This window comes from Pseudomonas sp. GW822-FHT02E03 (genome assembly GCF_058802325.1).
This window is the reverse complement of the sequence record NZ_JBXAOA010000016.1, coordinates 25,197-51,961: the sequence shown is the minus strand read 5'-3', so window position 1 is coordinate 51,961 and position 26,765 is coordinate 25,197. Positions and strand designations below refer to the sequence as shown.

The window sequence follows — 26,765 nt, the reverse complement described above, 5'->3', positions numbered from 1 at the left end:
TGCGCCAAAAATAATCCAGCCATAACATAAATCCACAGCGGGCGACCTGCTGCATTCAACATAGATGCCTGGAACTTCGGTGCCTATGTATCGCTCCACCAAACTTGAAGAACAACTTCAAGAACATTGAAAACCTTTTTGAGGAACAACTAATGAAACAGCATATTCTGGTTATTGGTGCGGGGTTCGGTGGTGTGTGGAGTGCATTGAGCGCCGCCCGCCTACTGGATAAGCACAGTCGTAGCGACGTGGAAATCACGCTGCTGGCACCCCAGGCGCAATTGCGCATCCGTCCCCGCTTCTACGAAAGCGACGTGCACAAAATGTTCGCTCCCCTGGATGGGTTGTTCGACTCGGTAGGTGTGCGTTTCATCAAAGGCACCGCCGAGCACATTGATGACCTTGGAAGGACTGTTGGCTATCGCGATGAGGCTGGCCGGTGGAGCACATTGACCTATGATCGCCTGGTGCTTGCCGCAGGCAGCCAGTTATCCCGTCCGACGGTGCCAGGCCTTGACGCCCACGCCTTCGACGTTGATCAGATCGAAGCCGCGGTGCGTCTGGAGAACCACCTCAAATCCCTCAAGAACCGTCCCTCCAGCGTTGCCCGCAACACGGTGGTGGTCGCCGGTGGCGGTTTCACCGGTATCGAGACCGGCACCGAGATGCCGGCGCGCCTGCGATCCTTGCTCGGTAACGATCAGGACATCCGCGTGATCATCATCGACCGTGCGCCTCAGATCGGCGCAACCATGGGTGAGGGAATTCGTCCATCAATCATCGAAGCGTCCGAATACCTGGGCATTGAATGGGTGGTCAACGCCAGTGTGACAGCAGTGGACGCCAACGGCGTTACCCTCGCCGATGGTCGCCGCATCGAGAGCCAAACAGTGATCTGGACCGTCGGCTTCCGCGCCAGTCCGCTGACCGAACAGATTTCCAGCGTGCGCGATGTCCAGGGGCGCCTGCACGTCGATGAGAACCTGAAGGTGCTCGGCCAGGAGCATGTCTACGCCGCTGGAGACGTCGCCTACGCCGCCACCGACGACCTCGGCAACTTCGCCGCAATGTCTTGCCAGCACGCGATTTCTCTAGGCCGTCACGCCGGCAATAACGTCGCTGCGGACCTGCTCGGTGTCGCGCCCACCCCCTACCGTCAGCCCAAGTACGTGACCTGCCTCGATCTGGGCGCCTGGGGCGCGGTGTTTACTGAAGGCTGGGATCGTCAGCTCAAGTTGGTCAAGGAAACGGCCAAGGAGCTCAAGACGCAGATCAACACCCAGTGGATCTACCCGCCGGCAGCTGATCGGGCCGCCGCCCTGGCAGCAGCCGACCCGATGATTCCTGTGGCTTGAAGCCCCCCTCCACCTGAACCCGACGTGACCCAAGCAATAGGAGAAGGACCATGACAATGCAGTTGAACCACCCCTCCCAAAAGGATGGAACACAGAAAAGGAACGCTCAGCAGGAGTCAAACATGAGCTTGCACAACACGGTGTCCGAGGAGCTGGTTCCTTCGCGCTATGCGCTGCGGATCGGCGAGATTGACGTGCTGGTGGTCAGTGATGGAGTGCTGCCTCTGCCGACCGAGACGATGTCCACCAATGCCGACCCGGCCGCCCGCGCGGCCTGGTTCAAGGACATGTTCCTGGGGCCGGACGCGTTCGATTGGGCGCTGAACGTACTGGTGGTGCGCAGCGGCGACAAGCTCATCCTCGTCGACGCTGGACTGGGCGGGCAGTTCCCCGGCTTTCCGCGGGCCGGGCAGTTCCCCAAACGACTGAAGGCCGCCGGTATCGATCTTTCGTCCGTGACCGACGTGGTGATTACCCATATGCACATGGACCATATCGGCGGGCTGCTGGTCGATGAGGTGAAGAGCCAACTGCGTCCGGATCTGCGTATCCACGTTTCAGCCACCGAGGTCGCGTTCTGGGAGTCGCCCGATTTCTCCCTCACCGCCATGCCGTCGCCGGTGCCGGACGTGCTGCGGGCAACGGCCAATCAGTTCATTAGCGAATACCGCAGCAAGGTGCGCACGTTCGTGGATGAATATGAAGTGGCACCAGGCGTGGTCGTCAAGCTCACCGGCGGCCACACCCCAGGGCACAGCGTGGTCTACGTGACATCCGGCGGTGAGCGGTTGACCTTCGCGGGCGACGCCCTGTTCCCGGTCGCCTTCGAACACCCCGACTGGCATAACGGCTTTGAACATGATCCTGAGGAGTCGGTTCGCGTTCGTGTCCGCCTGTTGCAAGAGGCGGCGGCTAGCGGTGAGCTGTTCGTGGCGACTCATCTGCCCTTCCCCTCCGTTGGCCGAGTGGCAGTGGACGGTGACGCCTTTCGCTGGGTTGCAGGTTTCTGGGACTACTGATCGCTTGTCGGGTTTGCGCCTGCGTTCACGGAGGCGCGAATCTCCCTGAGCAACAACACATGATCGAGAGACCTTCAATGAACGACTCCAATCGGGAGATAGATCTCCAGCGTCGCGCCATATTGACAAGTTCAGCAGTAGTGGCCGCCAGTTTGTTGGTTCCACTTTCCAGTTTTTCCGGGTTGACGCAGGCCGCTGACAAGCCCTCTACAACCCGACACAAACCAGATCACAAGGAGATGCGCGCTATGAACTCTATTACGACCAAAGACGGCACCGAGATTTTCTTCAAGGATTGGGGTCCGAAAGACGCGACGCCCATCGTCTTTCACCACGGCTGGCCATTGAGCGCGGACGACTGGGACAACCAGATGATGTTTTTCTTGCTCAAAGGCTATCGGGTGATCGCGCACGACCGCCGCGGTCACGGCCGCTCGACCCAAACCTGGGTGGGCAACGAAATGGACACCTACACCGCCGATGTCATCGAACTGACCGATGCGCTCGACCTTAAAGGTGCGATCCATGTCGGCCATTCGACCGGTGGTGGTGAAGTAGCGCGCTACGCCGCTCGAGCCAAACCGGGACGCGTTGCCAAGGCCGTACTGATCAGCGCGGTTCCCCCCATCATGGTTAAGTCAGAGAAGAACCCCGGCGGTTTACCTCTGGAAGTGTTCGACGGGTTCCGTTCGGCACTGGCCGCCAGCCGCGCGCAGTTTTACCTGGACGTACCATCGGGACCGTTCTACGGTTTCAATCGACCCGGGGCGAAGGTTTCACAAGGCGTAATCGACAACTGGTGGCGTCAAGGCATGATGGGCGGTGCAAAAGCTCATTACGACTGCATCAAAGCGTTTTCCGAGACCGACTTCACCGAAGACCTGAAGGCGATTCAGGTGCCCACACTGGTCATGCATGGAGAGGATGATCAGATTGTGCCGATTGCCGACTCTGCGCCGCTTTCGGCCAAACTATTGAAGCATTCCACCCTCAAGACGTACCCGGGCTTTCCCCACGGTATGCCGACGACCAACGCGGATCAGATCAACGCCGATTTGCTGGCGTTCATTCGCGGTTGAGCACTAACCTCGTGACGGCGATCTGATCGCCGTCGCGGCGTCTGAAATGGTTGGCGCTGGAAAACCCTGAACGACGAAACACCCGCTGAAAGATTTAGCCAATCTGTTGCATCGACCGGTTGAATCCACAGCAAAAAACGGTCATTCGCCTCCCCCCGGAACAATCTTTGTGATCCCCCACACAACCGGTCACCAGTGCCCGCGCCAACCGGGCACTGTTGCGCTTTGCCATGCCACGAACTGACATGATAATTTTCACAAGCATTGCATATTGATTTTTATTGTGTCATTTATAGTCTCGCCGATCACAGGACTGATCCGCCGCGCCAACCCGGATGGCGGGCACCCGTCCCCCCAAATGCCCTCCAAGGAGTCAACAATATGAACAAGACAGAACTTCTAGGTGCTCTGGCGCTATGCGCTTTCAGCTTCCTGGCACATGCCGACGAAGACAGCCTGCGTATCGGTATCGAAGCCGCCTACCCTCCCTTCTCTTTCAAGACACCAGAGGGCAACGTCAGCGGATTCGATTACGACATCGGCAACGCCTTGTGCGAAGAAATGAAGGTCAAATGCGAGTGGGTCATTCAGGAGTTCGACGGCATGATCCCGTCGCTCAAAGTGCGCAAGATCGATGCCGTGCTGTCGTCGATGTCGATCACGGAAGACCGGATGAAGTCCGTGGACTTCAGCAAAAAGTACTACCACACACCGGGCAAGTTCGCGATGAAGGCCGGCAACCTGATCAATGACCCTTTGGTGGACCTCAAGGGTAAGAAAATCGGCGTGCAGCGCTCCTCGACTTACGATCGCTTTGCCACCGAGCAACTGGAAAAAGCCGGCGTCGTCGTGGTGCGCTACTCCTCACAAAATGAAGCCTTCCTCGATCTTGCCTCGGGTCGTCTGGACGCCACCCTCGCCGACATCGTCAACACCGATGAGAGCTTCATCAAGACACCGGCTGGCCAGGGCTTCGCACTGACAGGGCCCGACATCAACGATCCGAAGTATTTTGGCCGGGGTGCCGGGATCGCCGTGCGCAAAGGCGACAGTGCCAACGTTGCGCGCCTGAGTGCCGCGATTGACGCCATTCGCGCCAATGGCAAGTACCAGCAAGTAATGGCCAAGTACTTCGCGTTCGATATCTACGGCGAGTAAGCCTTACCTCTGCCCCCTGACCCAAGACCCGGCGACGGCCCATTGCAGGCGTCTGTCGGGGTTTGTCTTGCGCGCCTCGCGGCGCTTGCTTGAGGAACTTCATGATGCTCCACGGCTACGGATCGAGCATTCTCGATGGCGCCTGGCTGACCATAAACCTGGCCTTGACGTCCATGTCCCTGGCAATTGCCCTGGGGCTGATCGGCGCGGCATTCCGATTGTCACCACTCAAATGGCTGGCCGTGCTCGGGGAAAGTTACACCACCCTGATTCGCGGTATTCCAGACCTGGTGCTGATCCTGCTGATTTTCTACGGTGGCCAGGATCTGGTGAACCGCATTGCCCTGGCGCTCGGTTACACCCGCTATATCGACATCAACCCCTTTATCGCCGGCGTCTGCACCATGGGCTTCATTTTTGGCGCCTACCTCTCGGAAACCTTTCGCGGCGCCTTCATGGCGATCCCCAAAGGTCAGGCCGAGGCCGGCGTGGCCTATGGCATGGGCGGTGCGCAGGTGTTCTGGCGAATTCTGGTACCGCAGATGATTCGTTTCGCCATTCCCGGGTTCACCAACAATTGGTTGGTACTGACCAAATCCACCGCGCTGATCTCGGTGATCGGCTTGCAGGACATGATGTTCAAAGCCAAGAACGCAGCGGATGCCACACACGAGCCATTCACGTTTTTCCTCGCGGTTGCCGCGCTGTATCTGATGCTCACCAGCCTGTCCTTGCTGGTGCTGCGCTATCTGGAAAAACACTACTCGGTCGGCATCAAAGCCGCCGAATTGTGAGGGGAACCGCCCATGATTCTCGACTACAACCTGATCTGGGAAAACCTGCCGCTGTACTTCAATGGCGCCTTGTTGACCCTCAAAGTCCTGTTCATTTCCCTGGCCCTGGGTTTGGTACTGGCGATTCCACTGGCGCTGATGCGGGTGTCGCGATCACCGCTGATCAACTTCCCGGCCTGGCTCTATACCTACGTGATTCGCGGCACGCCGATGCTGGTGCAACTGTTCCTGATCTATTACGGCCTTGCGCAGTTCGAAGCAGTACGCCAAAGCGTGCTCTGGCCTTACCTCTCCAGCGCCACCTTTTGCGCCTGCCTGGCCTTCGCGATCAACACCAGTGCCTATAGCGCCGAGTTGCTGGCCGGCAGTTTGAAATCCACCCCCCATGGCGAGATCGAAGCCGCCAAGGCCATGGGCATGTCACGCCTGACCCTGTATCGCCGCATTCTCATGCCGTCGGCCTTGCGCCGGGCATTGCCGCAGTACAGCAACGAAGTGCTGATGATGCTGCAAACCACCAGCCTGGCCTCCATCGTCACCCTCGTCGACATCACCGGAGCCGCGCGGACTGTCAGCTCACGGTTCTATCTACCGTTCGAGGCGTTTATCACCGCTGGCCTCATCTACCTCGCCCTGACCTTCATTCTGGTGCGCCTGTTCAAGTTGGCCGAGCGCCATTGGCTGGCGTATCTGGCACCGCGCAAGTACTAAGGAGCTGTTATGGAGCACATTCAATACCGCTTGCCGTGGAGTGCATCGGGCACCGAACGCACGCTGACGCTGTTTCGTTTTGGCAGTGGAGCACGCAAAGCGTACATCCAGGCGTCATTGCATGCCGACGAGTTGCCGGGGATGCGCGTCGCCGTCGAGCTCAAGCGCCGTCTTCTGGAACTGGAAACACAAGGCCGCCTGAGCGGGGTGATCGAGTTGGTGCCAATGGCCAATCCGATCGGTATCGCCCAGATGTTCCAGGCCACCCATCAGGGGCGCTTTGAGTTCTCCAGCGGCAAGAACTTCAATCGCGAGTTCCCGGAGTTGGTCGATGCCGTCGCACCCCTGTTGGAAGGCCAATTGGGAGACGATGCCGACGCCAACGTCGCACTCATCCGCCGCGCCATGGGCGATGCCCTCGCCGCCATGCCAGCACCGACCTCGGAACTCGACGGCCTGCGTCGCTTGTTGCTGCAGCATGCCTGTGACGCCGATGTGGTGCTGGACCTGCACTGCGATTTCGAATCGATCATGTTGTTGTATGCGATGCCGCAACACTGGCCACGCTTGCAGTCACTGGCCGCTCGCCTCGGCGCCGGGGTCACGTTGTTGGCCGAAGATGCGGGCGGCAGTGCCTTCGACGAAGCCTGCGCAATTGCGTGGTTACGCCTGGCCGAGCGGTTTCCTGAAGCCAATATTCCCCTGGCGTGCATGGCCACCACCATCGAATTGCGTGGCATGGCAGACACCGAGCGCGGGCAATGCGTCGACAGTGCACAAGCCATTCTCGGTTATCTGGCCGAACAAGGGCTGATCAGCGGTGACTGGCCAGCGGCACCGCCGAGTCATTGCCAGGCCATGCCATTCGCCGGCGCGCAGTACGCCTGTGCGCCCCATCCGGGTGTGGTGAGTTTTCTGCAACCGCTGGGCGCGCAGGTCAGGGTCGGCGATCCGCTCTTCGAGGTCATCGACCCGCTGACCGACCGCCATAGCGTGGTGAGCGCCAGCACCGACGGCATTCTCTATGCCCGCGAACGGCTGCGCTATGCCCAGCCTGGATTGTGGCTGGCCAAAGTTGCCGGTTCTACCCCCATTCGCCAGGGTCGCTTGCTCAGCGACTGATGCCAGAGAGTTAAAACCATGTACAAACTCGAAGTTCAAGACCTGCATAAAAGCTACGGCGCGCACCAGGTGCTCAAGGGCGTGTCCCTGCAAGCACAGGCCGGTGACGTGATCAGCATCATCGGTTCCAGCGGCTCTGGCAAAAGTACGTTCCTGCGCTGCATCAACCTGCTGGAGCAACCCAATGCGGGCAATATCGTACTCAATGGCGAACCGCTCAAGCTGGTAGCCAACAAGCTTGGCGGGCTGAAGGCGGCCGAACCCAAGCAGTTGCAACGCATGCGCTCACAGCTATCGATGGTGTTTCAACACTTCAACCTCTGGTCACACATGAGCGCTCTGGAAAACGTCATGGAAGCCCCGGTGCATGTGCAGGGCCTGGGCAAGAAAGAGGCACGGGAAAAGGCCGAGCACTACCTTGATAAAGTCGGGGTAGCCCACCGCATGAATGCCTGGCCGGCGCATATGTCCGGTGGCGAGCAGCAGCGCGTGGCCATTGCCCGCGCACTGGCGATGGAGCCGCAAGTGATGCTGTTTGATGAGCCGACGTCGGCGCTCGACCCCGAACTGGTCGGCGAGGTGCTTAAAGTCATGCAGGATCTGGCGCAGGAAGGCCGCACCATGGTGGTGGTGACTCACGAAATGGGCTTTGCCCGCGAGGTGTCGAACCAACTGGTGTTCCTGCACAAGGGCGTTGTCGAAGAGCGTGGCGACCCGAGTGAGGTGCTGGTCAACCCGCAGTCCGAACGCCTCCAGCAGTTTCTGTCCGGGAGTTTGAAGTAAGACCGCCGCCCACCCTCCACGGCTCGGCGCTGCCCTGACAAGGCAGGCTTGGGATACACTCCAGCCAACCTTGTCAGGGCATCAGGCACAGCCCTTCTTTCACCTTCAGGAAATGTTGAGCTGGATATGCCAACCCCATCGAAAGACACCACTGTCTATGCCGCGCCGGTCATGCGCAAACTGACGGAAATCGTTTCCGAACTGCCGCCGTCACTGCGCAAGGTCGCGGACTTTATCCTGCGTCACCCGCTCAAGGCCGCAACGCTGACCATCGAGGAGATGGCTCACGAAACATTGACCTCACCCGCCGCCGTCAACCGCCTGGCCAAAGCGCTGGACCTCGGTGGCTACAGCGGCATGAAGGCCGAGCTGGTCGCAACGTTGCAGCAGATGGTGTCGCCGGTCGACAAACTGCGCAACGAACTTGCCCATCGCCCGGGCGGCGCGTTTGGCCTGCATGAGCAACTCCAGAGCGCCAGCAGCAACCTGACCACGGCGACGAGCAACAACCACGCCGACACCTTTGAAGCCTTCGTCACTCGCCTGACCACGGCACGCAAAATCTACATTCTGGGGTTCGGCAACAGTGTTTACTTCGCCGGCCTCGCCGCCTCGACCCTGATGCCCTTTTGTGCGGACGCCACGGCCATCAGCATGGAAGGTGGCAACGAAAACGCCGCTTACCGTCTGGCCGCAATCACCGACCAGGACGTGCTGCTGGCGATCTCCCTGCCGCGCTACTCCCTCGACACCCTGCAACTGGCACGCTTCGCCAATGAACGTGGCGCATCGGTGCTGGCCATTACCGACTCCCCCGCTTCGCCGCTCACCGGCATTGCCGAGCACACGCTGTTTGCGCCCTGCGATCACCCGGTGCTGACCAGCTCCAACATCGCGGTGCTAGCCTTGATCGAAGGCTTGGTCGCCGGCGTGATGGCGCGCAATAAAGAAGCGGTCAAACTGGCAACCGAACTGACTGAAAGCGTGATGTCGTACCTGCACATCCCTGCCAGCGGTAAACCACCGAAAAAATGATTCCGTTCTGGTTTTTACCTGATAGACCCGTGTGGGAGTGGTCTGGAGATGTTTTCTTCGCTACCCACATGCTGAATTGCCTCGGGTTCCGTAGATAGCTTGACGGCAAATCTGCATTAAATCACCCCCCATCATTTGACCCCGCCCGACAATCATCCCAAACCTCACGTATCACCTCCTTAAGCATCAGCGCCTCGGCCCAGCGATCGGTGATGTCGTGTCCATCGGCACCGGTGATGGCATAGGGTGGCGGGCCGAGTTCACAGGTGAAGGACAGGCTGTCGGGCGTGTTCGGTCGGGCCAGCCAATCCTCTATTCCATAGCGCCACCAGCCCAGGAAACGTTCCAGCCAGGGTCGATGCTGGGCGAAGCTCAGGGGCACCTGGACCTGTTCGCCGTTGGCGACACGACCATGAAAACCCCAACTGTGGCGCAGGATGGTGTGGATCTGTTCGTCGTCCTCGGCAGTGGCCGGCTCTGGCAGTTCGCGGCCTACGACATAGTGGGACAGGTCGGCCAACAGTTTGAGATTCGGCATTTCCTCGAGAATGTCGAGGGTGAACAACAGGTCATTGGTGAGGCGATAACGGTGGGTTTCCAGCAGAACGGGAAAGTCCACCTGCTCGGCCAGACGCTGCCAGCCTTCGATCAGTTCGATAGCTTGCTTTAACGTGCGCGGCCGCACGTCTGCTTGCAGCGTGAGGTGGTGGCAGCCGTAGCGGGCCGCGACGTCGATCGCTGCCGCCAGATCATCCACGGTGCGGGGGAACACCTGCCCTTCGATTTGCAGGCCTTGCGCCTTGGCGGCGGCATGCAGGCGTGCGGCATGTGGCGCGACCCAGAAATGGTCGGTGATCCCATCGAAGCCGGCGGCGGCGATTTTCTCCACTTGCGCTTCCAGGGGAAGGTCGCATTGGCCGCGGTGATCTTGCATGGCCCACTGGGACTGAAAGACCAGGAATTCACGCATGTCAGTTCCTCAGCAGTTGTTTGAGCGGTACATCGGCGTCGGCCAGAGCGTCTACCGAAAGGAGGTTACGGTGAGCGATCAGCCGTTCGCACAGCTTGATGTCCTTGGCGATGCTGTTCCCCTGCCCCCAGCCGCAAGCGCCTTGCAAACATTGCTCGGCATCGAGGTAGAACAACAGGAATCCGCCACCCGGGGTTGTCCGGCTCGCCGTGGGTTGTGTGTTTGCGATCACGCCCACGGTCTGCAGTCCCCAGTCGTATTGATCGGACCAAAAACCGGGAATGACCTCGAAGGGCAGCTCGCCGCCCAACAGATTCAGGGCGGCGTGACGACCTTGGGTCTCGGCGTTGCGCCAGGTTTCCTGACGCTGGAAAACGCCTTGCGGGTGGAGACGAAATTCACAGACATCGCCCGCCGCAAAGATGTCCGGCGCGCTGGTGCGCAGTTGGGCATCGACGCGAATGCCCTGGCCGACCTCAAGTCCTGCGGCCGCGGCCAGCTCAGTGTTGGGTTGCATGCCGATGCCCACCACCACCAAGTCACAGGGCAGCAACTCGCCGTCGACCAGTTGCACGGACTCAACATGAGTAGTGCCCTGCACCGCCTCAATCGCCACATTCAGCCGGACATCCACGCCCCGACTGCGATGCAGTTCCAGCAGGACACTGGACAGTTGCTCCGGCAATACCCGCCCCGCCAAGCGCGGACCGGCCTCGAGCAAGGTCACGGTGCAACCCAAGGCCCGGGCGGTGGCGGCGACTTCGAGCCCGATGAAGCCGCCACCGATGATCACCACCCGGGTGTCAGGTTGCAACGAAGCGCGCAGTGCCAGCGCCTCGTCATGGGTACGCAGATAAAGCACATTGAGCAGGTGCTCGGGCACCGAGGCGAGTCTGCGCGAGCGCCCTCCCGTCGCCAATAACAGCCGGGCGTAATGCAGCCAGCTGCCGTCGGCCAGTTGCAGGCGATGCTGCTGCGGATCCAGGCATTTCACCGGGTTGCCGGCCAGGTGTTCGATGCCCAGTTCGGCGAGCTGAGCGGTATCGCACAGGCTGTAACCCGCCAGCTCGACCGTGCCCTGCAACAGCCCCTTGGACAGCGGCGGACGTTCATAGGGCGCGTGGGACTCGTCGCCTATCAGAATCAGGCGACCGCTATAACCTTCGCCGCGCAGGGTCAGGGCCGCACGGCCACCCGCATGCCCGGCGCCAACGATGACCAGTGGAGCATTGGCAGGATTCATGGCACAGACTCCGTGCAGTTAAACCGTGATGGCGAGCAGCACACGCCCCGCCTCGACCCGGACTTCATAGGTCTTGAGATTGACGCACACCGGTGCGCCAAGGGCTTTGCCGGAGCGGTAGTCGAAACGCCCGTTGTGCTTGGGGCACTCGACAACATGGTCCATCACCAAACCATCAGCCAAGTGGATGGACTCGTGGGTGCAAAGGCCCGCGGTGGCGAAAAACTCGCTGTTAGCGGAGCGGTAGACGGCATAGGTGTGCTGGCCATGGTCGAAACGAATGACATCTTCATCGTCGATATCGTCCACGGCACATACATCGATCCATTGATCGGTCATGGCGTTTTCTCTTGTAGTGGTACACACAGGAAGGTGTCATGTGGGAGCGGGCTTGCTCGCGAAAGCGGTGTATCAGGCGACATCGATGTTGACTGTGACGCCGTCTTCGCGAGCAAGCCCGCTCCCACAGGGGTTGTGCCTATTGGATGTCAGCCCGGCATTGCTTCAGGTTGTGCCCGGACGGTTGCGGCGGGTTTGGTGCTTTGTGGCAAAGGGCGACTGACGAAATAAGTCGGGTCTTTGCGCTGCTTCCAGATGGTCGGGATGATTTCCTTGAAGGCCTCGAACAGGCTGGTGTAAGGCGGCGGGCAGTCACGGCGGATCTCCTCGTGAAGTTGTGCCAGCGCGTGAAACGGCACCATCGGATACATGTGATGCTCAAGGTGATAGTTCATGTTGAGGTACATGAAGCGCAGCACCGGGCCCATATAAATCGTGCGGCAGTTGCTGCGGTGATCGAGTACGTCCTCAGCCAGGCCGACATGCTGCGACAGGCCGAACAGGTAGGACAGCCAACCGCCATAGAGGGTCGGCAGGCCGATAAACATCAGCGGCAACCAGCTCTGCAGATAAACCGCAGTACCCACGGTGAGCGCATAAATCGCTAGCCAGACGCGTGCGTCCCTCACAACCTTGGGCCACTCGGACTCGGGGATGAACGTCTGCTCTTCTTCACCCATCCGCCCTACCGCGTGCTTGCAGACTGACCACATCGTGTTCAACGCGTAAGGCATTCTGAACAGGCTCAGCACCATATTGATCAGGCTTGGCGGACGTGGTTCGACAATCTCTGGATCGCGGCCGACGATCACGGTGTCGGTGTGGTGCCGTGCATGGCTCCAGCGCCAGACTTGGGGTTCGAACATGAACATGAAGCTCGACAACTGATAGATCGCATCATTCATCCAGCGGGTCTTGAACGCCGTACCGTGACCCGCTTCGTGCCAACGGGCATTGGACGCCGTGCCATAGAGCAGCCCGTAGACGAAGAAGAACGGAACGCAGGCCCAGGAGCCCCAGAACCAGTAGCCACCGAACCCGGTCACGACCATCGCCGACAGCCAGATCGCGGTATCCAGCAAGGCCGGGCCATCGCGGCGCTGCATCAATTCCTTCATGCGTTTACGAGAAATGGGGGATTGATACCAGCTTGCCGATACCAGGCCTTTTTGCGCCGCTCGGGCGGCTTCGGGGCCGGTCAATCGATAATCCCGAGGCTTGGGTTTACCGGGGTTTTCAAAGGCTGCGTTTTGTTCAGGCATTTTATTGTTCTCCGCAAGCTTGATTGTTTTAGGCACTTTTCGACGCGGGATCACATCGCTGGGGAAAATATAGAGAGCGCAGAAATCACCCTCAAGCCCTTGAATACATTCCCTATCAAGCTATCATCCAGGCCCATTGAAGCTTGATAGTTTTCTATCAAAGCGCTTGCGGGGCCCGCCATGAACAACACTAAACGCCCAACCATCGCCACCGTTGCCGAACACGCTGGCTTGAGTGTCGCTACCGTGGACCGGGTGCTCAACGCCAGGGCTCCGGTCAACCCGGACACCGCCGAGCAGGTATTCCAGGCCGCCGAAGCGGTCGGTTATTTCGCTGCCAGGCTGATCGGCCAGCGGATCCGCGAACGTCGTCCCACCTATCGTTTCGGCATCCTCTTGCTCGGTACCGCCCAGGCGTTTTATGGCAACGTGGCCGCCGCCATCACCGAGGCGGCGCAGCGTCAGGCTGGCGCCAACCTGAGCATTCAATTCGAGTACGTTTTCGATCGCACGCCCAGCGCGATCATTGCCCAGATCGAACAACTGGCGGTGCAGTGCGATGGTCTGGCGGTGGTCAGCTTCGCGCATCCGCTGATCAATGCCGCCATCGCGCAGATCAGAGAGGCCGGCGTGCCGGTGATCGCGATGCTGTCGGACATTCATGAGGCGGCGGATGAGCCTTACGTCGGCCAGGATAATCACGAGGTCGGACGTACCATGGGTTGGCTGATGGCGCACACGTGTGGCGCCCGCAAAGGCAGCGTCGGGGTGTTGCTCGGCGGCCACCGTTTTCTTGGCCATCAGGCGCGGGTCGAGGGGTTGCGCAGCTACCTGGCAGAACGCGCCCCAGGGTTGCGGCTGCTGGAAGCGGTGATCAATCTGGACAATTGCGACATCACCGAAGAGGCGACGCTGGACCTGCTGGCACGGCATGACGACTTGCGGGGGTTGTGCGTGGTCGGCGGTGGCGGCGACGGGGTCATCAATGCCCTGTCGCAGCTACCGAAGCAGCCGTCGCTGTGCTGCATTCTGCAAGAGTCGACCGAGCTGTCGCGACAAGCCCTGAATCAGGGATTGATCAGTTTGGTGATCGACTCTCAGCCGCGATTACTGGCGGCAGCGCTGGTCGACTTGCTGGTCGAGCTGCAGACCACGCCGGACTTCGACCCGATACGGCATCGAATCCATATTCCGTTGCAGATCATCACCTCAGAGAACGCTCGAGGCTGAACCTGTGAGGGGTCCGAGAATATCCACACACTTTCGCAGACACACCAAACCTGTGGCGAGGGAGCTTGCTCCCGCTGGACTGCGTAGCAGCCCCAAAACCGATCACTGAGTTCTTTCTGAAAAACTGCGGCAGCCCTATTGGGGCCGCTGCGCGACCCAGCGGGAGCAAGCTCCCTCGCCACAAGGTCGCTCTTCATTCAGCCTACTCATCAGAAGTCGGGTTCCGAACGGAAAGCATCGGCACTCAGCCCGAACCGATTCATCTTGTTGTACAACCCGCCGCGAGAAACATTCAGCTGCCTCGCGGCCAGGCGGATGTTGCCGCGGGTATCCTTGAGGGCGGCGATGATCGCATTCATTTCATGGGTGCCAAGGTCCAGGGCAGCCAGGGGTTCGGGCACACTTCCCGGCACCGGCTGACGTAGCCTTTGCTTGATTTCAAGCGGTAGATCAGCTGGCTGGATCAGTTCGGTCACCGCCAGATTGGTCGCACGTTCAATGGTGTTTTCCAACTCACGAACATTACCCGGCCAGCTATAGGCCGAAAGAATATCCAACGCCTCTGGCGAGATGCCCTGCACCGATTTGCGCAGCGACCGGGCACAACGATTGAGAAAATGCCGCGCCAGCAATGGAACATCTTCCCGACGCATCCGCAGCGGCGGAACCGTCAGGTTCAGCACATTGAGCCGGTAGTAAAGATCCTCACGGAAGGCGCCATCGGCAACCGCCTGGCTCAGGTTACGGTGGGTGGCGGCGATGATGCGTACATCCACCTGCTGCGATTTTTTCGCGCCCACGCGAGTCACCTCGCCTTCTTGCAAGACGCGCAGCAGGCTGACCTGGGCATCGAAAGACATGTCACCGATTTCGTCGAGGAAGATCGTTCCGCCATCGGCCAGTTCGAACTTCCCGGCAGAGCCTCCACGGGCCGATCCGGTGAAGGCACCCTCGACATGACCAAACAGTTCGCTCTGCACCAGATCTCGCGGAATGGCCCCGCAATTGACGGCCACAAACGGACCGTTGCAACGCTCGCTGGCGTTATGGATCGCCTGGGCGAACAGCTCCTTGCCGGTGCCACTTTCACCCAGGATCAGCGTGGTCGAATCACTGCGACTGGCGATCTTCCCGAGGTGCAACGCATCCTGTATGGCTCGCGAACTGCCTTGAATGGTCTCGAAGGTGTAGCTGGCTTGAGTGCCGATGATCCGCCGGGTAATTTCGCGGATGCGCCGGTTCTCACGCAACGAAACAATGCGCCCGCCCTGTTCCAGTGGGCACACCGACACTAGACACGCCAAGTGGCTGCGATCATGCAATTCAAACGTGCAATCCAGGTCCCTTATCCCTTCATACTGCTGCCCTTTCCCGCCACGCAGCAGAATCTCATCGGTCAGCTCGCTCTGGCCCAGACGCTGGAACGGGCTGCCCAGCAGATCCCGGCCCACGCGGAACAATTGGCGGGCATAGCGGTTGAGCGCCTTGATGCAGCCGCGCTCATCCAGCACCACAAGACCCTCGTTGAGCACTTCGAGGACGGTTTGTTGTTCTTCCAGCAGAGCTTGAAGCGCCATCTGCCGCGAGACCGCTTCCGCCGCTGCCTGGACGGTGCCCAGTGTATGGAAATGAAACCAGCCCGGCTCGGCGGTCAAGGTCAGCATGGCCAGCGTCCTGCCCTGCGCATCCCTGATCGGCGCGGCAGCACAATGCATGCGCCGCCGACGCAGGCCGATCCCGAAGTTTTCCTCGGCCAGCACATACACCAAGCGATCTTCGGCAAGCGCCAGCCCGGTGCAGTTGGTGCCCTGCACCGACTCCAGCAGCCGGCTGCCCACAGGCGTGAGGTCCAGGCCGCAGAAATACAGGGTCGTGCCTGCGGCATCGGTCAGATTGATATGGCCCCTGGGGTTGTAAGCCAGCAATCCCTTCATGACCTCCGCCGCTGCGGCGATCAAGGCGCGATTGGCCGCCAGCGTTGCGGCCAGCACGGTCGGGGCGACAAACCGGTATTCGCCATCCTCAGGATCGAGGCCGGCACTGACGCTGCGCAGCCAGGAATCCCAGATAACCTGCCTGACCCCCGCAGGTCGATCGATGCACCCTTTCAGGCAAGCCAGCCAAGCCTGGTCCAGCTCGGCGATCGGTCCTTCGTTCAACGATGCAGGCCCGAGCGCGGTGATGTAATCGAGGTCTTGCGCGCTGAAGGCTGTTAGCTGTGGGTTCACCATCATCGATCCGCTTCTATGTTCACGTTTTAGACATGTCAGTGTAGACATGTCATGCGAATGAACACATCTTTCAGTAAATATTAATTAACTCCTTAAATATCAAGCATTTAGATATTGGCACAGCCCTTGCTCTCTTGATTAACGCCAGCGAGGACATTCCTGCTGAGAGTCATTGAACAACAATAAAAGGGAGTCATTTCATGAGTACGTCCAAGATCATCCGCCTGGGTCTCATCGGTGCTGGCCGCATGGGCAGCTTTCACGGCCTGACTGCCGCCAGACACATTCCCGGCGCCTGTCTGGCCGCCATCGCCGACCCTACCCCCGGTCAAGCCGCGCGCCTGGCCGCAGAGTTGGGTGTGCAACGGGTCTATACCGATCCACAGCAACTGCTCGATGACCCGGAAATCGACGCTGTCTTGATTGCCGCCCCCGCCCGCAGCCATGCCGAACTGGTGATCAGTGCGGCCCGCGCCGGCAAAGGCGTGTTTTGTGAAAAACCCATGGCCATCACCCTCGACGAGGCCGACCGCGCCATCGCCGCAGCCGCCGATGCGCGCGTACCGCTGCAGGTCGGCTTCAACCGCCGCTTTGCCAAAAGCTTCCGGGCCGCCCACCAGGACGTGGTCGCCGGCCGCATCGGTACGCCGCAACTGCTGCGCTCACTGACCCGCGACCCGGCGCTGAACAACCCGGCGGCCTCGCCGCAGTGGGTGATTTTCCTCGAAACCCTGATCCATGACTTCGATACTCTGCGCTACCTCAATCCCGGCGCCGAAGCGGTTGAAGTTTTCGTCATGGCCGATGCCCTGATTGCACCGGACTACAAGGCCAAGGGCTTCCTCGACACCGCCGTGGTCACGATCCGTTTCGACAACGGCGCCATCGCGACGGCCGAGGCCAATTTCCAGGCCGTGTATGGCTACGATGTTCGAGGGGAAGTGTTCGGCAGCGCTGGCATGCTGACCATGGGCAGCGTCAATGAGTCTGACCTGGTTCGTTATCTGGCCAATGGCATCCAGGCCGATACCCAGCGCCTGGACACCGACCTGCTGCGTGATGCCTATGTGGCCGAGCTCAACCACTTTGTCGACTGCCTGCGCACCGGTGAAAAACCGCTTGCCAGCGGCGAAGATGCCCGTGCTGCACTGGCCATTGCCCGCGCGTGTATCGAGTCCTTCCAGCAGGGCAAACCTGTGCGCGTGCAAGGAGCCCATTCATGAGTTTCACACCGTTCAAACTGGCGATCAGTGCAGAGATGGTCTTCCTCGACTTGCCGTTCACAGAGCGCGTCAAACGCATTCACGCGCTGGGTTTCAGCGCCGAACTCTGGGACTGGACGAAGAAAGACATTGCGGCCCTTGTCGCCACGGGCGCTGACTTCACCTCGATGACCGGCTACATCTCGGGCAACCTGACCGACCCCGAAGACATCCAGCACCTGCTCGACAGCGCACGAGAATCGCTGGCCGTCGCCGCACAACTGAATTGCCCGAGCCTCAACCTGCATGGCACCGGTTTGGGTGACAAAGGCTTGCCGGTCAAACCCGTGGCCCACACCACCGGACGCATGTGGTTGAGCGCCTGCAAGACCCTGGAAAAAATCGCTCGCCTGGGCGAAGACGCGGGCCGGGTATTCTTGCTGGAAAACCTCAATACCGAGGTGGACCACCCTGGCACTCCCTTCGCTCGCGCCGACGATACCCTGGCGCTGATCGAGGCCGTGGGCAGCCCTCATCTGAAGATGAACCTGGACCTTTACCATGCCCAGATCGGCGAAGGAAACCTGATCGAACTGATCCAGCGCGCAGGCAGCGCCATCGGGGAAATCCAGGTCGCCGATGTCCCCGGCCGCATGGAACCGGGCACCGGTGAAATCCATTATCCGGCCATTGCCAAAGCCTTGTTCCGCATGGGATACACCGGTGTCGTCGGGCTTGAGGGCTGGGCCAGCGGCGACAGCGAAGCGGCACTTGAACGCTTTCGGCTAGCCTTCACGCTGGATTGAAATGCCGGTCAGCGAGGCTGCGATCCGCCCTTGTAGGAGCAGCCTCGCAGGCTCGACAGCTCCTACAGGGCCGAACGCAGGCTCGACAGCTGCTACAGATCGCATTACGCATTTTTTTGATCTTGATGAATTTCAACTCATAACAAAAAAGGAAAAACCATCATGCGTCGCTGCACACTTCTTTTTGCCACGCTGTTATTCCTCTTCAGCCAATGGGCCGCCGCCAGCTATCGCATCGGCGTCAGCATTGCCAGGGTTGACGACAATTTCATGACCTATGTGCGCAGCGGCCTGGAAGATGCCGCCAGGAAGGAAAACGTCCAGATCCAGTTCGAGGATGCCCAGGGCGATGTGGTTCGCCAGCTCAATCAGGTTCAGGGCTTTCTCGGCCAGAAAGTGGATGCCGTCATCGTCCTGCCCGTGGACACCGCCGCCACCGCCAACATGACTCGCGCCGCCGTCGAAGCGAAAATACCGCTGGTCTACGTCAACCGCCATCCGGACGAACGCGTCCTGCCCAAAGGCGTGGTCACGGTGGCGTCCAACGACGTTGAGGCCGGGCAACTGCAAATGCGCTACCTGGCTGAAAAGATGGCGGGCAAAGGCAACATTGCGATCATCAAGGGCGACCTGGCGCAAAACTCCACGCAAGACCGCACCGAAGGCGTCAATCAAGTGCTCAAGGACTATCCCGGGATCAAGATCGTCGAACAACAAAGTGCCGAGTGGCAGCGCAACAAAGGGATGGACCTGACCAGCAACTGGCTGCTGGCCGGCGCCGACTTCGATGCCATCGTGGCCAACAACGACGAGATGGCCATCGGCGCCGCCATGGCACTGCAGCAAGCCGGCAAAGCCAAGGGCGAGATTGCAATTGTCGGCATCGACGGCCTGCCTGACGGTCTGGCGGCCATCAAGCGTGGAATGCTCGTAGCCTCGGTCTTTCAAGACCCCAAAGCGCAAGCGACCAGCGCGCTGCAAGCGGCCATCAAAATGATCAAAGGGGAGCCGGTCGAGACGGATGTCTGGGTGCCCTTTCAACTGATCACGCCGGATCAGGTAGCGGTGTTTGAGCAGCATTATAAATAGCGTCAAACGGCTGCGTGGTTAGTCGAGCTTGTTCATTGAGTCATGTCGCAACACAGACGTTCAAGCAGTTTGATTGCTGCCCTTGGTGACGGGCAGCAATCTGCCATTAACCTATACCGCGGTCGTGGCCGGGCGTCTTCGCACCGTACATGCGACCTACTCCTCAAAGCGCCCCGTGGCGTCACGATCGCGCTCGTATCGTCGCGTTAGCGGAAACGGCGGCAACCAGGATTCGCGACGCACGATCCAGCTTTCGTAGGTAGGTGTCAGTTGGTCAGGGGTATCCAGGGATCCCAGGCTCACTTCGATTTCGTCGCCGGTGCGGGCGAAAACGGAGGAGCCGCAGCGAGGACAGAAAAACCGTCCGGCATAGTCGCGTGTTTCGCCCTCGATCGTCACCGCGTCCTGAGGGAATATCGCGCAGGCGTGAAACAGAGCCCCATGATGTTTGCGGCAATCGAGACAGTGGCAAAGGCCGACCCGGTATGGGTGTCCCGACGCCTCGATTCGGACGTTGCCGCACAGGCAACCGCCGGTGAATCGGTCCATGCTGCGTCTCCTCTGATCAAGCGACGGTTGTGACTTTGCAAACTGTGAAAATAGTAGCGAAGCCACGGCCATGGGTCGACTAATCTGAGTAGAGCACCAGCACAAACACGCCTCTAGCTTCAGGGGATACGGGATGACCGGAAAAGCGCACCAGTGTTCGTCATGGATCCTGCCCTCCCTGCTCGCGATCAACCTGGCGCTGATGGCGGGATGTGCAGGCAAAGCTTCCACGGCTCGCTATTCAGCCTCAAATACAGGCTCAAACTGCTACGCAAAAGCGATACCCACTGCCGGCGAGGGCGGCCTGGCTTGGGGCGATACCTTGAGCATGGCTCGCAAAAAATCCATGGATAATTGCATTCGTTATGCTGGCCGATCCGGGGGTACGCCCAATACCTGCCAGGTAGTGTTGTCGGAGTGCAAAAATTAATAGAGCGTCATCGAAACGGTCCATTCTGTTCGCGGTCAATCGTCTGAACAAACACCCGTCGGTCATGACCGAGGGCACTGAATAACACGCCAATTCTGGAGAACCAAGATGATCAGCAAGAACACGATCTGTCTCTGGTACGACGGCACCGCGCTGGACGCTGCGACGTTCTACGCCCAGACATTCCCGGACAGCGCCGTGGGAACTGTCCTTCGCGCGCCTGGCGACTATCCGGCGGGCAAACAGGGCGATGTCTTGACGGTGGAGTTCACGGTGATGGGTATCCCTTGTCTGGGGCTGAACGGCGGGCCGGAGATCAAGCACAACGAGGCTTTCTCGTTCCAGGTTGCGACCGACGACCAGGCCGAAACCGACCGTTTGTGGAAAGCGATCGTCGGAAATGGCGGCCAGGAAAATGTATGCGGCTGGTGCAAGGACAAGTGGGGACTGTCGTGGCAGATCACTCCACGCGTGCTGACCGCCGCGATAGCCAATCCTGATCGAGCGGCGGCCAAGCGTGCATTCGACGCCATGATGGGGATGGGCAAGATCGACATCGCTGCGATTGAAGCGGCGTTGAAAGGTTAACCAGCGCTGCAGCCCTGCCATACTGTTTCACATGACCCGTGCAACCTTCCGCTTCTACGAGGAGCTCAACGATTTCCTGCCGGCCGACCGGCGGCGGCAGTCCTTCACCTGCGAGTGCGCACGCGGGGCGACGGTCAAGCACATGATCGAAGCGCTCGGAATACCGCACACCGAGGTCGAGCTGGTGCTGCTCAATGGCGAGTCGGTGGGCTTGGAGCGGGTGATTTTCGACAATGACCGGCTGGCGGTGTATCCCAAGTTCGAAGCGCTGGACATCAGCCCGCTGCTCAAGGTTCGTGCGCAACCTTTACGGGTGCTGCGCTTTATCGCTGATGCGCACCTTGGCGGGCTGGCCAACCTGCTGCGCATGAGCGGCTTCGACACCCTCTACGACAATGGCCTCGAGGACGGCGAGATCGCCGAGATCGCAGCGCAGCAAGGACGCATTGTGCTAACCCGCGACCGCGAACTGCTCAAACGGCGGATCATCAGCCACGGCTGTTACGTGCATGCCCTGAAACCGTCGCTGCAGCTGCGCGAATTGTACGAGCGCCTCGACCTGGCGCGTACTGCGCGGCCATTCAGCCTGTGCCTGCACTGCAATCTGCCGCTGCACGAGATCAGCCCGGAAGTGGCCCGGTTGCAGGTGCCGCCCCGCGTTGGCGCCCTCTATTCGCACTTCCTGCGCTGCGAAGCCTGCCAACGGGTTTACTGGGAGGGTTCGCACTGGCGCAGCATGTGTGCACTGCTGGCACCTCTGCTGGGCCGATAGCCGAGCGCATCGGGACGGCTGCCAGGGAAACTGGCTTTTGCAGGGTCTTGGAGGCTATGCAAACCCGAGGAACGACAGGATAACCACGACGATCACAACTACCCCGACGATGTAGATGATGTTGTTCATGAAATCCACCCTTCAACCTGGACAGGACTGCGTTAGAAAGACAAGACACTGCACCTTTGCCGGGAATACACATCGGCTGCGCTGCACACTATTTTTGCGAGCGACGGTTTGAGTACAGCCAGACTGCTCTGGCTTACCGTTACCGGGCGGGATTGGCGCGTGTGCCGTGCGCCAATCCCGCCCTTCCTATTTCTGACCACCCGACAACGGTGGGGTTCGCGGCGGGATCAATCGCTTCGTCCCCGTCGACTCAAACGCCGAAGCCAAGCGCAGCAGCGTCGAATCGTCATAGGCCCGACCGGCGAAGGTCAGTCCGACGGGCATGCCGATGTCCGGCATGATTCCCATCGGCACCGTGACCGTGGGAACCCCCAGGTGGCGGATGGCGAGATTGCCGTTGGCGACCCAGACACCGTTACTCCATGCGATGTCCGCAGACTTCGGATCGACATCGGCATTCGCCGGCCCAACGTCGGCCACCGTCGGGAAGATCACCGCGTCGAGCCCCAACCGATCCATCCAGTCTTCAAGATCGATTCGGCGCGTCTGCTCAAGGCCGCGTAGCCCGTCCGGCACCGTGGCGATCTTGTCCCAGGGGGTGATGCCGCGTTCGGCCATCCGCACATACTCGTCCATGCCAGCGGCAAGGTCGCCCTCACGGTTGGGCAGCGTTCCCGGGTCGTGCGGGAAAATCAGCGGCCCGTTCACATCGACCAGGCGATTGAGTTTTGGATCGCCGTTGGCCTGCAGAAAATCGTCGAACGCCCAAGCCGTCAGATCCCACAACTCATGGTGAAGGAACTCTTTGGAAACCAGGCCGCGGTTGAACACCGTCGGTGCACCAGGACGATCACCCTCGCAATTGGAGACCAGCGGGAAATCGACCTCGATCACTTCGGCACCAAAGGCTTCGAGTGCTTTGCGAGCCTCTTCCCAGAGCCCGATCACGGAAGGACGGGTGTTGATTCGCTGCCCCGTCGGGCCACCGATACCCGGCGCATCGCTCGTGCCCGCTTCCGGATCCGCGTTGATGTACATACGAGGAACACCCAGGCGCTTTCCGGCGAGGGCATCGGTATTCGCGGCAAGCGACCCATAGGAAGCGGGACGCACCGAGGCGACACTCGGGATGGGCACCCAAGGTTGCATCCGCCACAGATCGCCTCGTGTGTCGGGATCATCCGCCACCACCACGTCGAGCACTTCGAGCAGGTCGGCCATGGTTCTGGCAAACGGCACGACAACGTCCATGGTCGGCGTCAACGGCCAGTTCCCGCGCACCGAGATCACTCCGCGCGAAGGCGTATAGGCACACAAACCATTGTTCGACGCCGGGCCACGTCCGCTCGACCAGGTTTCTTCGGCGAGGCCGAATGCCGCGAAACTGGCGGCGGTTGCAGTACCGGCGCCGTTCGATGAGCCCGAGGCGAAGGGGGCGGTGAGATAGTCAGCGTTGTACGGGCTCTCGGCCCGGCCATACACCCCACGCTGCATGCCGCCGTTGGCCATGGGCGGCATATTGGTCTTGCCCAGGCAAATTGCGCCAGCGGCACGAAGCCGTTCGATGGTGAACGCATCGCGATAAGCAATCAGGTTCGCGAACGCGGGACTTCCAGAGGCGGCGGTAAGCCCCTTCACCAGATAACTGTCCTTGGCCGTATAGGGAATGCCATCGAGCGGCCCCAGCGATTCGCCCCTGGCCCGACGGGCATCGGACGCCTGCGCTTCCTTGAGCGCATCAGGGTTGCGAACCACCACTGCGTTGAGGGCGGTGGGCGTGTCGGGGCCGTCGTAGGCATCGATCCTGGCGAGATAGGCCTGGACCAGTTCAACCGCCGTCGTCTGGCCCGATTCGAGCGCAGCACGCAGTTGGGCAATGGAAACCTCGGTGACCTCGATCATGCTGTTACCGCCGGCGGGTGATGGGTGACTGGATCTTGGGCTCAAGGACATCATTCATCTCAAAATGGGGTTTTCATATTGGTTCTCGTTGCACTGCATTAGCGCGGTCGATAATCCACAATACGTGCTTAACATCTTTATTTCAGGGCGCTTGATGCAGGATCTGCGATCAATACGCGGTGAGTACGTTGTACCCGTGATTTTGCATGAGATTAGAGAAAGAGCCCACTCCATGAACTGCCCGGAACGCTACGCATCCTGAAGCCGCTCACGCAGAAACTCGATAAACCGCTGGGTTTTCGCCGGCAACAGCCGCGTTTCGGTGAGGGCGTAAACCGAGACGGGTGAAGCCTGCCACTGCGGCAAGACTCTGCGCAGTGTGCCATCGGCGAGGTCTTGCGCAACGATACCTTCCCCCAATAACGCGATACCCAGGTCCAGCGTCGCCAGACGTCGAATCATTCCCACGCTGTTGAGTTCGAATCGACCGCCAACCTCAACCTCCACCTCCCCTTCACTGCCGGAGAGTATCCAGCGGTCGGCGCGCGTGCCGCGCATACGCAGGCATTCGTGGCGGGTCAGGTCCGTGGGTTGAATCGGATCACCGTGCAGTTCGAGATAACGGGGTGAGGCATACAGGCCGCGGCGCAAACTGGCGAGCTTACGGGCGATCAGGTTCGAACTCGCGGGCTCGCCCATACGAATGACCACATCAACCGGTTCACTCACCAGATCGACCTGACGTGGGGTCAGATCGAACTCGAAGCTGATACCGGGATACAACCGGGCAAACTCCGCGATCAGCGGCGCAAGGTAGATATTGGCGAAATCCACCGGGAGCGAGGCCCGCAGCACACCGCTGGGTCGGGCAAGCATTTCGCCGAGCTGCTCGTGCGCAAGCCGGGCTTCGTCGACGATGCGTTTGCAGCGATCGAAGTACAACTGCCCCGCCTCGGTCAGCTCGATCTTGCGCGTGGTGCGATGCAAAAGCCTTAGCCCGATTTCCTTCTCGAGGCCACTTATCCGGCGCGACAGCGTCGAGTTCGGCATCCCCATCGCCTCCGCCGCCCGGCGGAAACTGCGCGCCTTCACGACCTCGACGAACAACGCCATGTCATTGAGAAACTCCAATGTCATTGCTCCATCAGTGGATCAGTCAATTCAGTTTTACCCGGTTTATCCCGGATTCGGATTGATCAATGATAGCCACATCGTTTACCGAGGAGTACCGCAATGCATTCGCTTTTTTCTCAGGTCCAGATCGGTCGCCATACACTGACCAACCGCATGGTCATGGCTCCGATGACCCGTTCGCGTTCCGATGATTACGGGGTGCCTACCGAGCTGGTCCCCACCTACTACGCGCAGCGCGCCGGTGCCGGGTTGATCATCTCTGAAGGGGTGTTCCCTGTGGCCCTTGGCAAGGGTTACGTGCGTACTCCCGGTATCGAAACCGCTGAACAAGTGGCCGCCTGGAAGCACGTCACCGAGGCCGTACATGCTCGCGGCGGACGGATCTTCATGCAGCTGATGCACTGCGGACGCATATCGCACCCTTCGCTGTTGCCTGACGGCGCCCTGCCACAGGCCCCCTCCGCGATCAAACCCGCCGGCCAGACCTGGACAGCCACGGGCCTTGAGGATTTCGTCACCCCACAGGCGCTGACCGTGGTCGAGATTGCCGCGGTCATCGAGGGCTACCGTCAGGCCGCACGCCTGGCCATCGAGGCCGGTTTCGACGGTGTCGAACTGCATGCCGCTTCGGGGTATCTGCCTGAACAGTTTCTCTCGACGGGCAGCAATCAGCGCACGGATGAGTACGGTGGATCGGTTGAAAACCGTGCTCGTTTTGTACTGGAGGTGTTGAACGCCATGGCGACGGAAATTGGCAGTGATCGCGTCGGCATCAAGCTCTCCCCTGAGATGAACTTCAACGACATCGTCGATGCCAACCCGCAAGAAACCTACACCTGGCTGGTCGAGCAATTGCGCGGGCTGAATCTCGCTTATCTGCACGTTGCCCTGTTCGGCGCCAGCGTCGACTACCACGCCTTGTTGCGCCCACTGTTCGACGGCAGCTACCTGATCGGTGGCGGACTCGATCAAAACGCCGCCGAGGCCCTGATCGCTGAGGGCCGGGCCGACGCGGTGGTGTTTGGCAGCGCATTCCTCGCCAACCCCGACCTGCCCGAGCGTTTTCGCACAGGCGCCGAGCTTAATGTGCCGGACAAAAACACGTTCTACGCACCAGGCGCGCAAGGGTATATCGATTACCCGGCCATGAGCCCGGCACAGAGCGCCTGAGGAAACATCCATTCCGATGCATGCCCCAACCTTACTGCCAGGAGAATCATCATGACGTACGAAAAATTCAGTGCCGACAATGCCGCCCTGCTGTTGATCGATCACCAGGTGGGGACGATGGGGTGGGTGAAATCCATTCCGTTCGAAGAGCTGAAACGCAATGCGCTGATGCTCGCCAAAGCAGCCAGCATTCTGAAGCTTCCGGTGGTCCTGACCTCCAGCATGGAGGAATACGCTCAGGGGCCGCTGCTCAGTGAACTGGAGCAGATCCTGCCCGCCGAATTCGCTTCCCGCGTCAAACGACTGGGTATCGTCAACGCGATGGACGATGAACACTTCGCCGCCGCAGTCAAAGCCACGGGCCGAAAAAAACTCATCATTGCCGGCGTCACCAACGACGTCTGCACGGTCTATCCGGCGCTGAGTCTGGTGCGCGAGGGGTATGAAGTTCAGGTGGTGGCCGATGGCGGCGGCTCACCGAGTGTCATGGCCGATGACATCGCCCTGCGGCGGATGGATAAAGGCGGCGTGACGCTGACGACCACCAACCAGCTGATTGCAGAACTCGCCGGAAGCTGGGCTACGCCGCAAGGTGGGCAGTTGGTGCAAGTGCTGATGGAAGCGCTTCAAGGCTAGAAACATCCAGGCCATTAAACGCAAAAC

At 60.1% G+C, this 26,765-nt stretch carries 26 protein-coding genes; 18 read left to right on the top strand and 8 right to left on the bottom strand.

Annotated features, from left to right (window positions below):
- The first annotated feature begins 152 nt into the window (after positions 1-152).
- The 9 genes from AC1RQB_RS14310 to AC1RQB_RS14270 all read left to right on the top strand — a co-directional run bounded on the left by AC1RQB_RS14310 (position 153) and on the right by AC1RQB_RS14270 (position 9,056).
- Positions 153-1,355, top strand: coding sequence for an NAD(P)/FAD-dependent oxidoreductase (locus AC1RQB_RS14310; RefSeq protein WP_063343952.1), 1,203 nt, complete (start codon positions 153-155; stop codon positions 1,353-1,355).
- Positions 1,356-1,405: 50 nt separating this feature from the next.
- A complete protein-coding gene (locus AC1RQB_RS14305; RefSeq protein ID WP_063343351.1) occupies positions 1,406-2,374 on the top strand; it encodes an MBL fold metallo-hydrolase in 969 nt (322 codons plus the stop codon).
- A 248-nt stretch (positions 2,375-2,622) separates the two neighbouring features.
- Positions 2,623-3,453: an alpha/beta fold hydrolase gene (locus AC1RQB_RS14300; protein ID WP_008011081.1), complete on the top strand. Its 831-nt coding sequence runs from the start codon at positions 2,623-2,625 to the stop codon at positions 3,451-3,453.
- Positions 3,454-3,834: 381 nt separating this feature from the next.
- Positions 3,835-4,611, top strand: a complete 777-nt coding sequence (locus tag AC1RQB_RS14295) for an ABC transporter substrate-binding protein (RefSeq protein WP_063343350.1) — start codon at positions 3,835-3,837, stop codon at positions 4,609-4,611.
- Between the two features lie 104 nt (positions 4,612-4,715).
- The gene (locus AC1RQB_RS14290) at positions 4,716-5,405 is read left to right on the top strand and encodes an ABC transporter permease (RefSeq protein ID WP_032830789.1); all 690 of its coding nucleotides are present in this window, start codon (positions 4,716-4,718) and stop codon (positions 5,403-5,405) included.
- 12 nt (positions 5,406-5,417) lie between these two features.
- Positions 5,418-6,116: an ABC transporter permease gene (locus AC1RQB_RS14285; protein WP_007904476.1), complete on the top strand. Its 699-nt coding sequence runs from the start codon at positions 5,418-5,420 to the stop codon at positions 6,114-6,116.
- A gap of 9 nt (positions 6,117-6,125) precedes the next feature.
- The gene (locus AC1RQB_RS14280; RefSeq protein ID WP_063343349.1) at positions 6,126-7,238 is read left to right on the top strand and encodes a succinylglutamate desuccinylase/aspartoacylase family protein; all 1,113 of its coding nucleotides are present in this window, start codon (positions 6,126-6,128) and stop codon (positions 7,236-7,238) included.
- 18 nt (positions 7,239-7,256) lie between these two features.
- A complete protein-coding gene (locus AC1RQB_RS14275; RefSeq protein WP_007904480.1) occupies positions 7,257-8,021 on the top strand; it encodes an ABC transporter ATP-binding protein in 765 nt (254 codons plus the stop codon).
- Positions 8,022-8,147: 126 nt separating this feature from the next.
- The gene (locus AC1RQB_RS14270; RefSeq protein WP_063343348.1) at positions 8,148-9,056 is read left to right on the top strand and encodes a MurR/RpiR family transcriptional regulator; all 909 of its coding nucleotides are present in this window, start codon (positions 8,148-8,150) and stop codon (positions 9,054-9,056) included.
- A 121-nt stretch (positions 9,057-9,177) separates the two neighbouring features.
- Here AC1RQB_RS14270 and AC1RQB_RS14265 read toward each other — a convergent pair whose 3' ends face one another.
- The 4 genes from AC1RQB_RS14265 to AC1RQB_RS14250 all read right to left on the bottom strand — a co-directional run bounded on the left by AC1RQB_RS14265 (position 9,178) and on the right by AC1RQB_RS14250 (position 12,870).
- Positions 9,178-10,026 carry a sugar phosphate isomerase/epimerase family protein gene (locus AC1RQB_RS14265; RefSeq protein WP_063343347.1) on the bottom strand — a complete coding sequence of 283 codons (849 nt, stop codon included), beginning with the start codon at positions 10,024-10,026 and terminating at the stop codon, positions 9,178-9,180.
- A gap of 1 nt (position 10,027) precedes the next feature.
- The gene (locus AC1RQB_RS14260) at positions 10,028-11,269 is read right to left on the bottom strand and encodes an NAD(P)/FAD-dependent oxidoreductase (RefSeq protein ID WP_063343346.1); all 1,242 of its coding nucleotides are present in this window, start codon (positions 11,267-11,269) and stop codon (positions 10,028-10,030) included.
- An 18-nt stretch (positions 11,270-11,287) separates the two neighbouring features.
- Positions 11,288-11,608, bottom strand: a complete 321-nt coding sequence (locus AC1RQB_RS14255) for a MocE family 2Fe-2S type ferredoxin (protein WP_007904516.1) — start codon at positions 11,606-11,608, stop codon at positions 11,288-11,290.
- A gap of 149 nt (positions 11,609-11,757) precedes the next feature.
- Entirely contained in the window at positions 11,758-12,870 is a 1,113-nt protein-coding gene (locus AC1RQB_RS14250) for a fatty acid desaturase family protein (protein WP_063343345.1), read from the bottom strand.
- A 180-nt stretch (positions 12,871-13,050) separates the two neighbouring features.
- On the opposite strand from AC1RQB_RS14250, the gene AC1RQB_RS14245 reads away from it, so the two are divergent.
- Entirely contained in the window at positions 13,051-14,100 is a 1,050-nt protein-coding gene (locus tag AC1RQB_RS14245) for a LacI family DNA-binding transcriptional regulator (RefSeq protein ID WP_063343344.1), read from the top strand.
- A 209-nt stretch (positions 14,101-14,309) separates the two neighbouring features.
- Here the strand turns inward: AC1RQB_RS14245 and AC1RQB_RS14240 are convergent, their stop codons facing one another.
- Positions 14,310-16,331 (bottom strand): sigma-54 interaction domain-containing protein, encoded by a 2,022-nt coding sequence (locus tag AC1RQB_RS14240; RefSeq protein WP_063343951.1) that lies wholly within the window; start codon positions 16,329-16,331, stop codon positions 14,310-14,312.
- 200 nt (positions 16,332-16,531) lie between these two features.
- Between AC1RQB_RS14240 and AC1RQB_RS14235 the strand changes: the two genes are divergently transcribed.
- The 3 genes from AC1RQB_RS14235 (at position 16,532) to AC1RQB_RS14225 (ending at position 19,428) form a co-directional block, all read left to right on the top strand.
- Complete coding sequence (locus tag AC1RQB_RS14235) at positions 16,532-17,554, top strand: Gfo/Idh/MocA family oxidoreductase (protein WP_063343343.1); 1,023 nt, start codon at positions 16,532-16,534, stop codon at positions 17,552-17,554.
- Positions 17,551-18,339, top strand: coding sequence for a TIM barrel protein (locus tag AC1RQB_RS14230; protein WP_007904524.1), 789 nt, complete (start codon positions 17,551-17,553; stop codon positions 18,337-18,339). The genes AC1RQB_RS14235 and AC1RQB_RS14230 overlap by 4 nt, the downstream gene beginning before the upstream one ends.
- 162 nt (positions 18,340-18,501) lie before the next feature.
- Positions 18,502-19,428: a sugar ABC transporter substrate-binding protein gene (locus AC1RQB_RS14225; protein WP_063343342.1), complete on the top strand. Its 927-nt coding sequence runs from the start codon at positions 18,502-18,504 to the stop codon at positions 19,426-19,428.
- 156 nt (positions 19,429-19,584) lie between these two features.
- Here the strand turns inward: AC1RQB_RS14225 and AC1RQB_RS14220 are convergent, their stop codons facing one another.
- Complete coding sequence (locus tag AC1RQB_RS14220) at positions 19,585-19,977, bottom strand: GFA family protein (protein ID WP_063343341.1); 393 nt, start codon at positions 19,975-19,977, stop codon at positions 19,585-19,587.
- A 133-nt stretch (positions 19,978-20,110) separates the two neighbouring features.
- Here AC1RQB_RS14220 and AC1RQB_RS14215 point away from each other — a divergent pair, with 133 nt between their 5' ends.
- From AC1RQB_RS14215 to AC1RQB_RS14205, 3 genes are all read left to right on the top strand, one after another.
- On the top strand, positions 20,111-20,407 hold the full coding sequence (locus tag AC1RQB_RS14215) for a hypothetical protein (RefSeq protein WP_081235315.1): 297 nt from the start codon (positions 20,111-20,113) through the stop codon (positions 20,405-20,407).
- A gap of 108 nt (positions 20,408-20,515) precedes the next feature.
- Positions 20,516-20,995 carry a VOC family protein gene (locus tag AC1RQB_RS14210; protein ID WP_008068215.1) on the top strand — a complete coding sequence of 160 codons (480 nt, stop codon included), beginning with the start codon at positions 20,516-20,518 and terminating at the stop codon, positions 20,993-20,995.
- 31 nt (positions 20,996-21,026) lie between these two features.
- Entirely contained in the window at positions 21,027-21,767 is a 741-nt protein-coding gene (locus AC1RQB_RS14205) for a Mut7-C RNAse domain-containing protein (protein ID WP_063343340.1), read from the top strand.
- Between the two features lie 315 nt (positions 21,768-22,082).
- Here AC1RQB_RS14205 and AC1RQB_RS14200 read toward each other — a convergent pair whose 3' ends face one another.
- Positions 22,083-23,798, bottom strand: coding sequence for an amidase (locus AC1RQB_RS14200; RefSeq protein WP_063343339.1), 1,716 nt, complete (start codon positions 23,796-23,798; stop codon positions 22,083-22,085).
- A 249-nt stretch (positions 23,799-24,047) separates the two neighbouring features.
- Positions 24,048-24,929, bottom strand: coding sequence for a LysR family transcriptional regulator (locus AC1RQB_RS14195; protein WP_063343950.1), 882 nt, complete (start codon positions 24,927-24,929; stop codon positions 24,048-24,050).
- A gap of 102 nt (positions 24,930-25,031) precedes the next feature.
- Here AC1RQB_RS14195 and AC1RQB_RS14190 point away from each other — a divergent pair, with 102 nt between their 5' ends.
- Together AC1RQB_RS14190 and AC1RQB_RS14185 are read left to right on the top strand one after the other, a co-directional pair.
- Complete coding sequence (locus AC1RQB_RS14190; protein ID WP_063343338.1) at positions 25,032-26,102, top strand: alkene reductase; 1,071 nt, start codon at positions 25,032-25,034, stop codon at positions 26,100-26,102.
- Between the two features lie 51 nt (positions 26,103-26,153).
- Complete coding sequence (locus AC1RQB_RS14185) at positions 26,154-26,738, top strand: isochorismatase family protein (protein WP_008068209.1); 585 nt, start codon at positions 26,154-26,156, stop codon at positions 26,736-26,738.
- Positions 26,739-26,765: the final 27 nt, after the last annotated feature.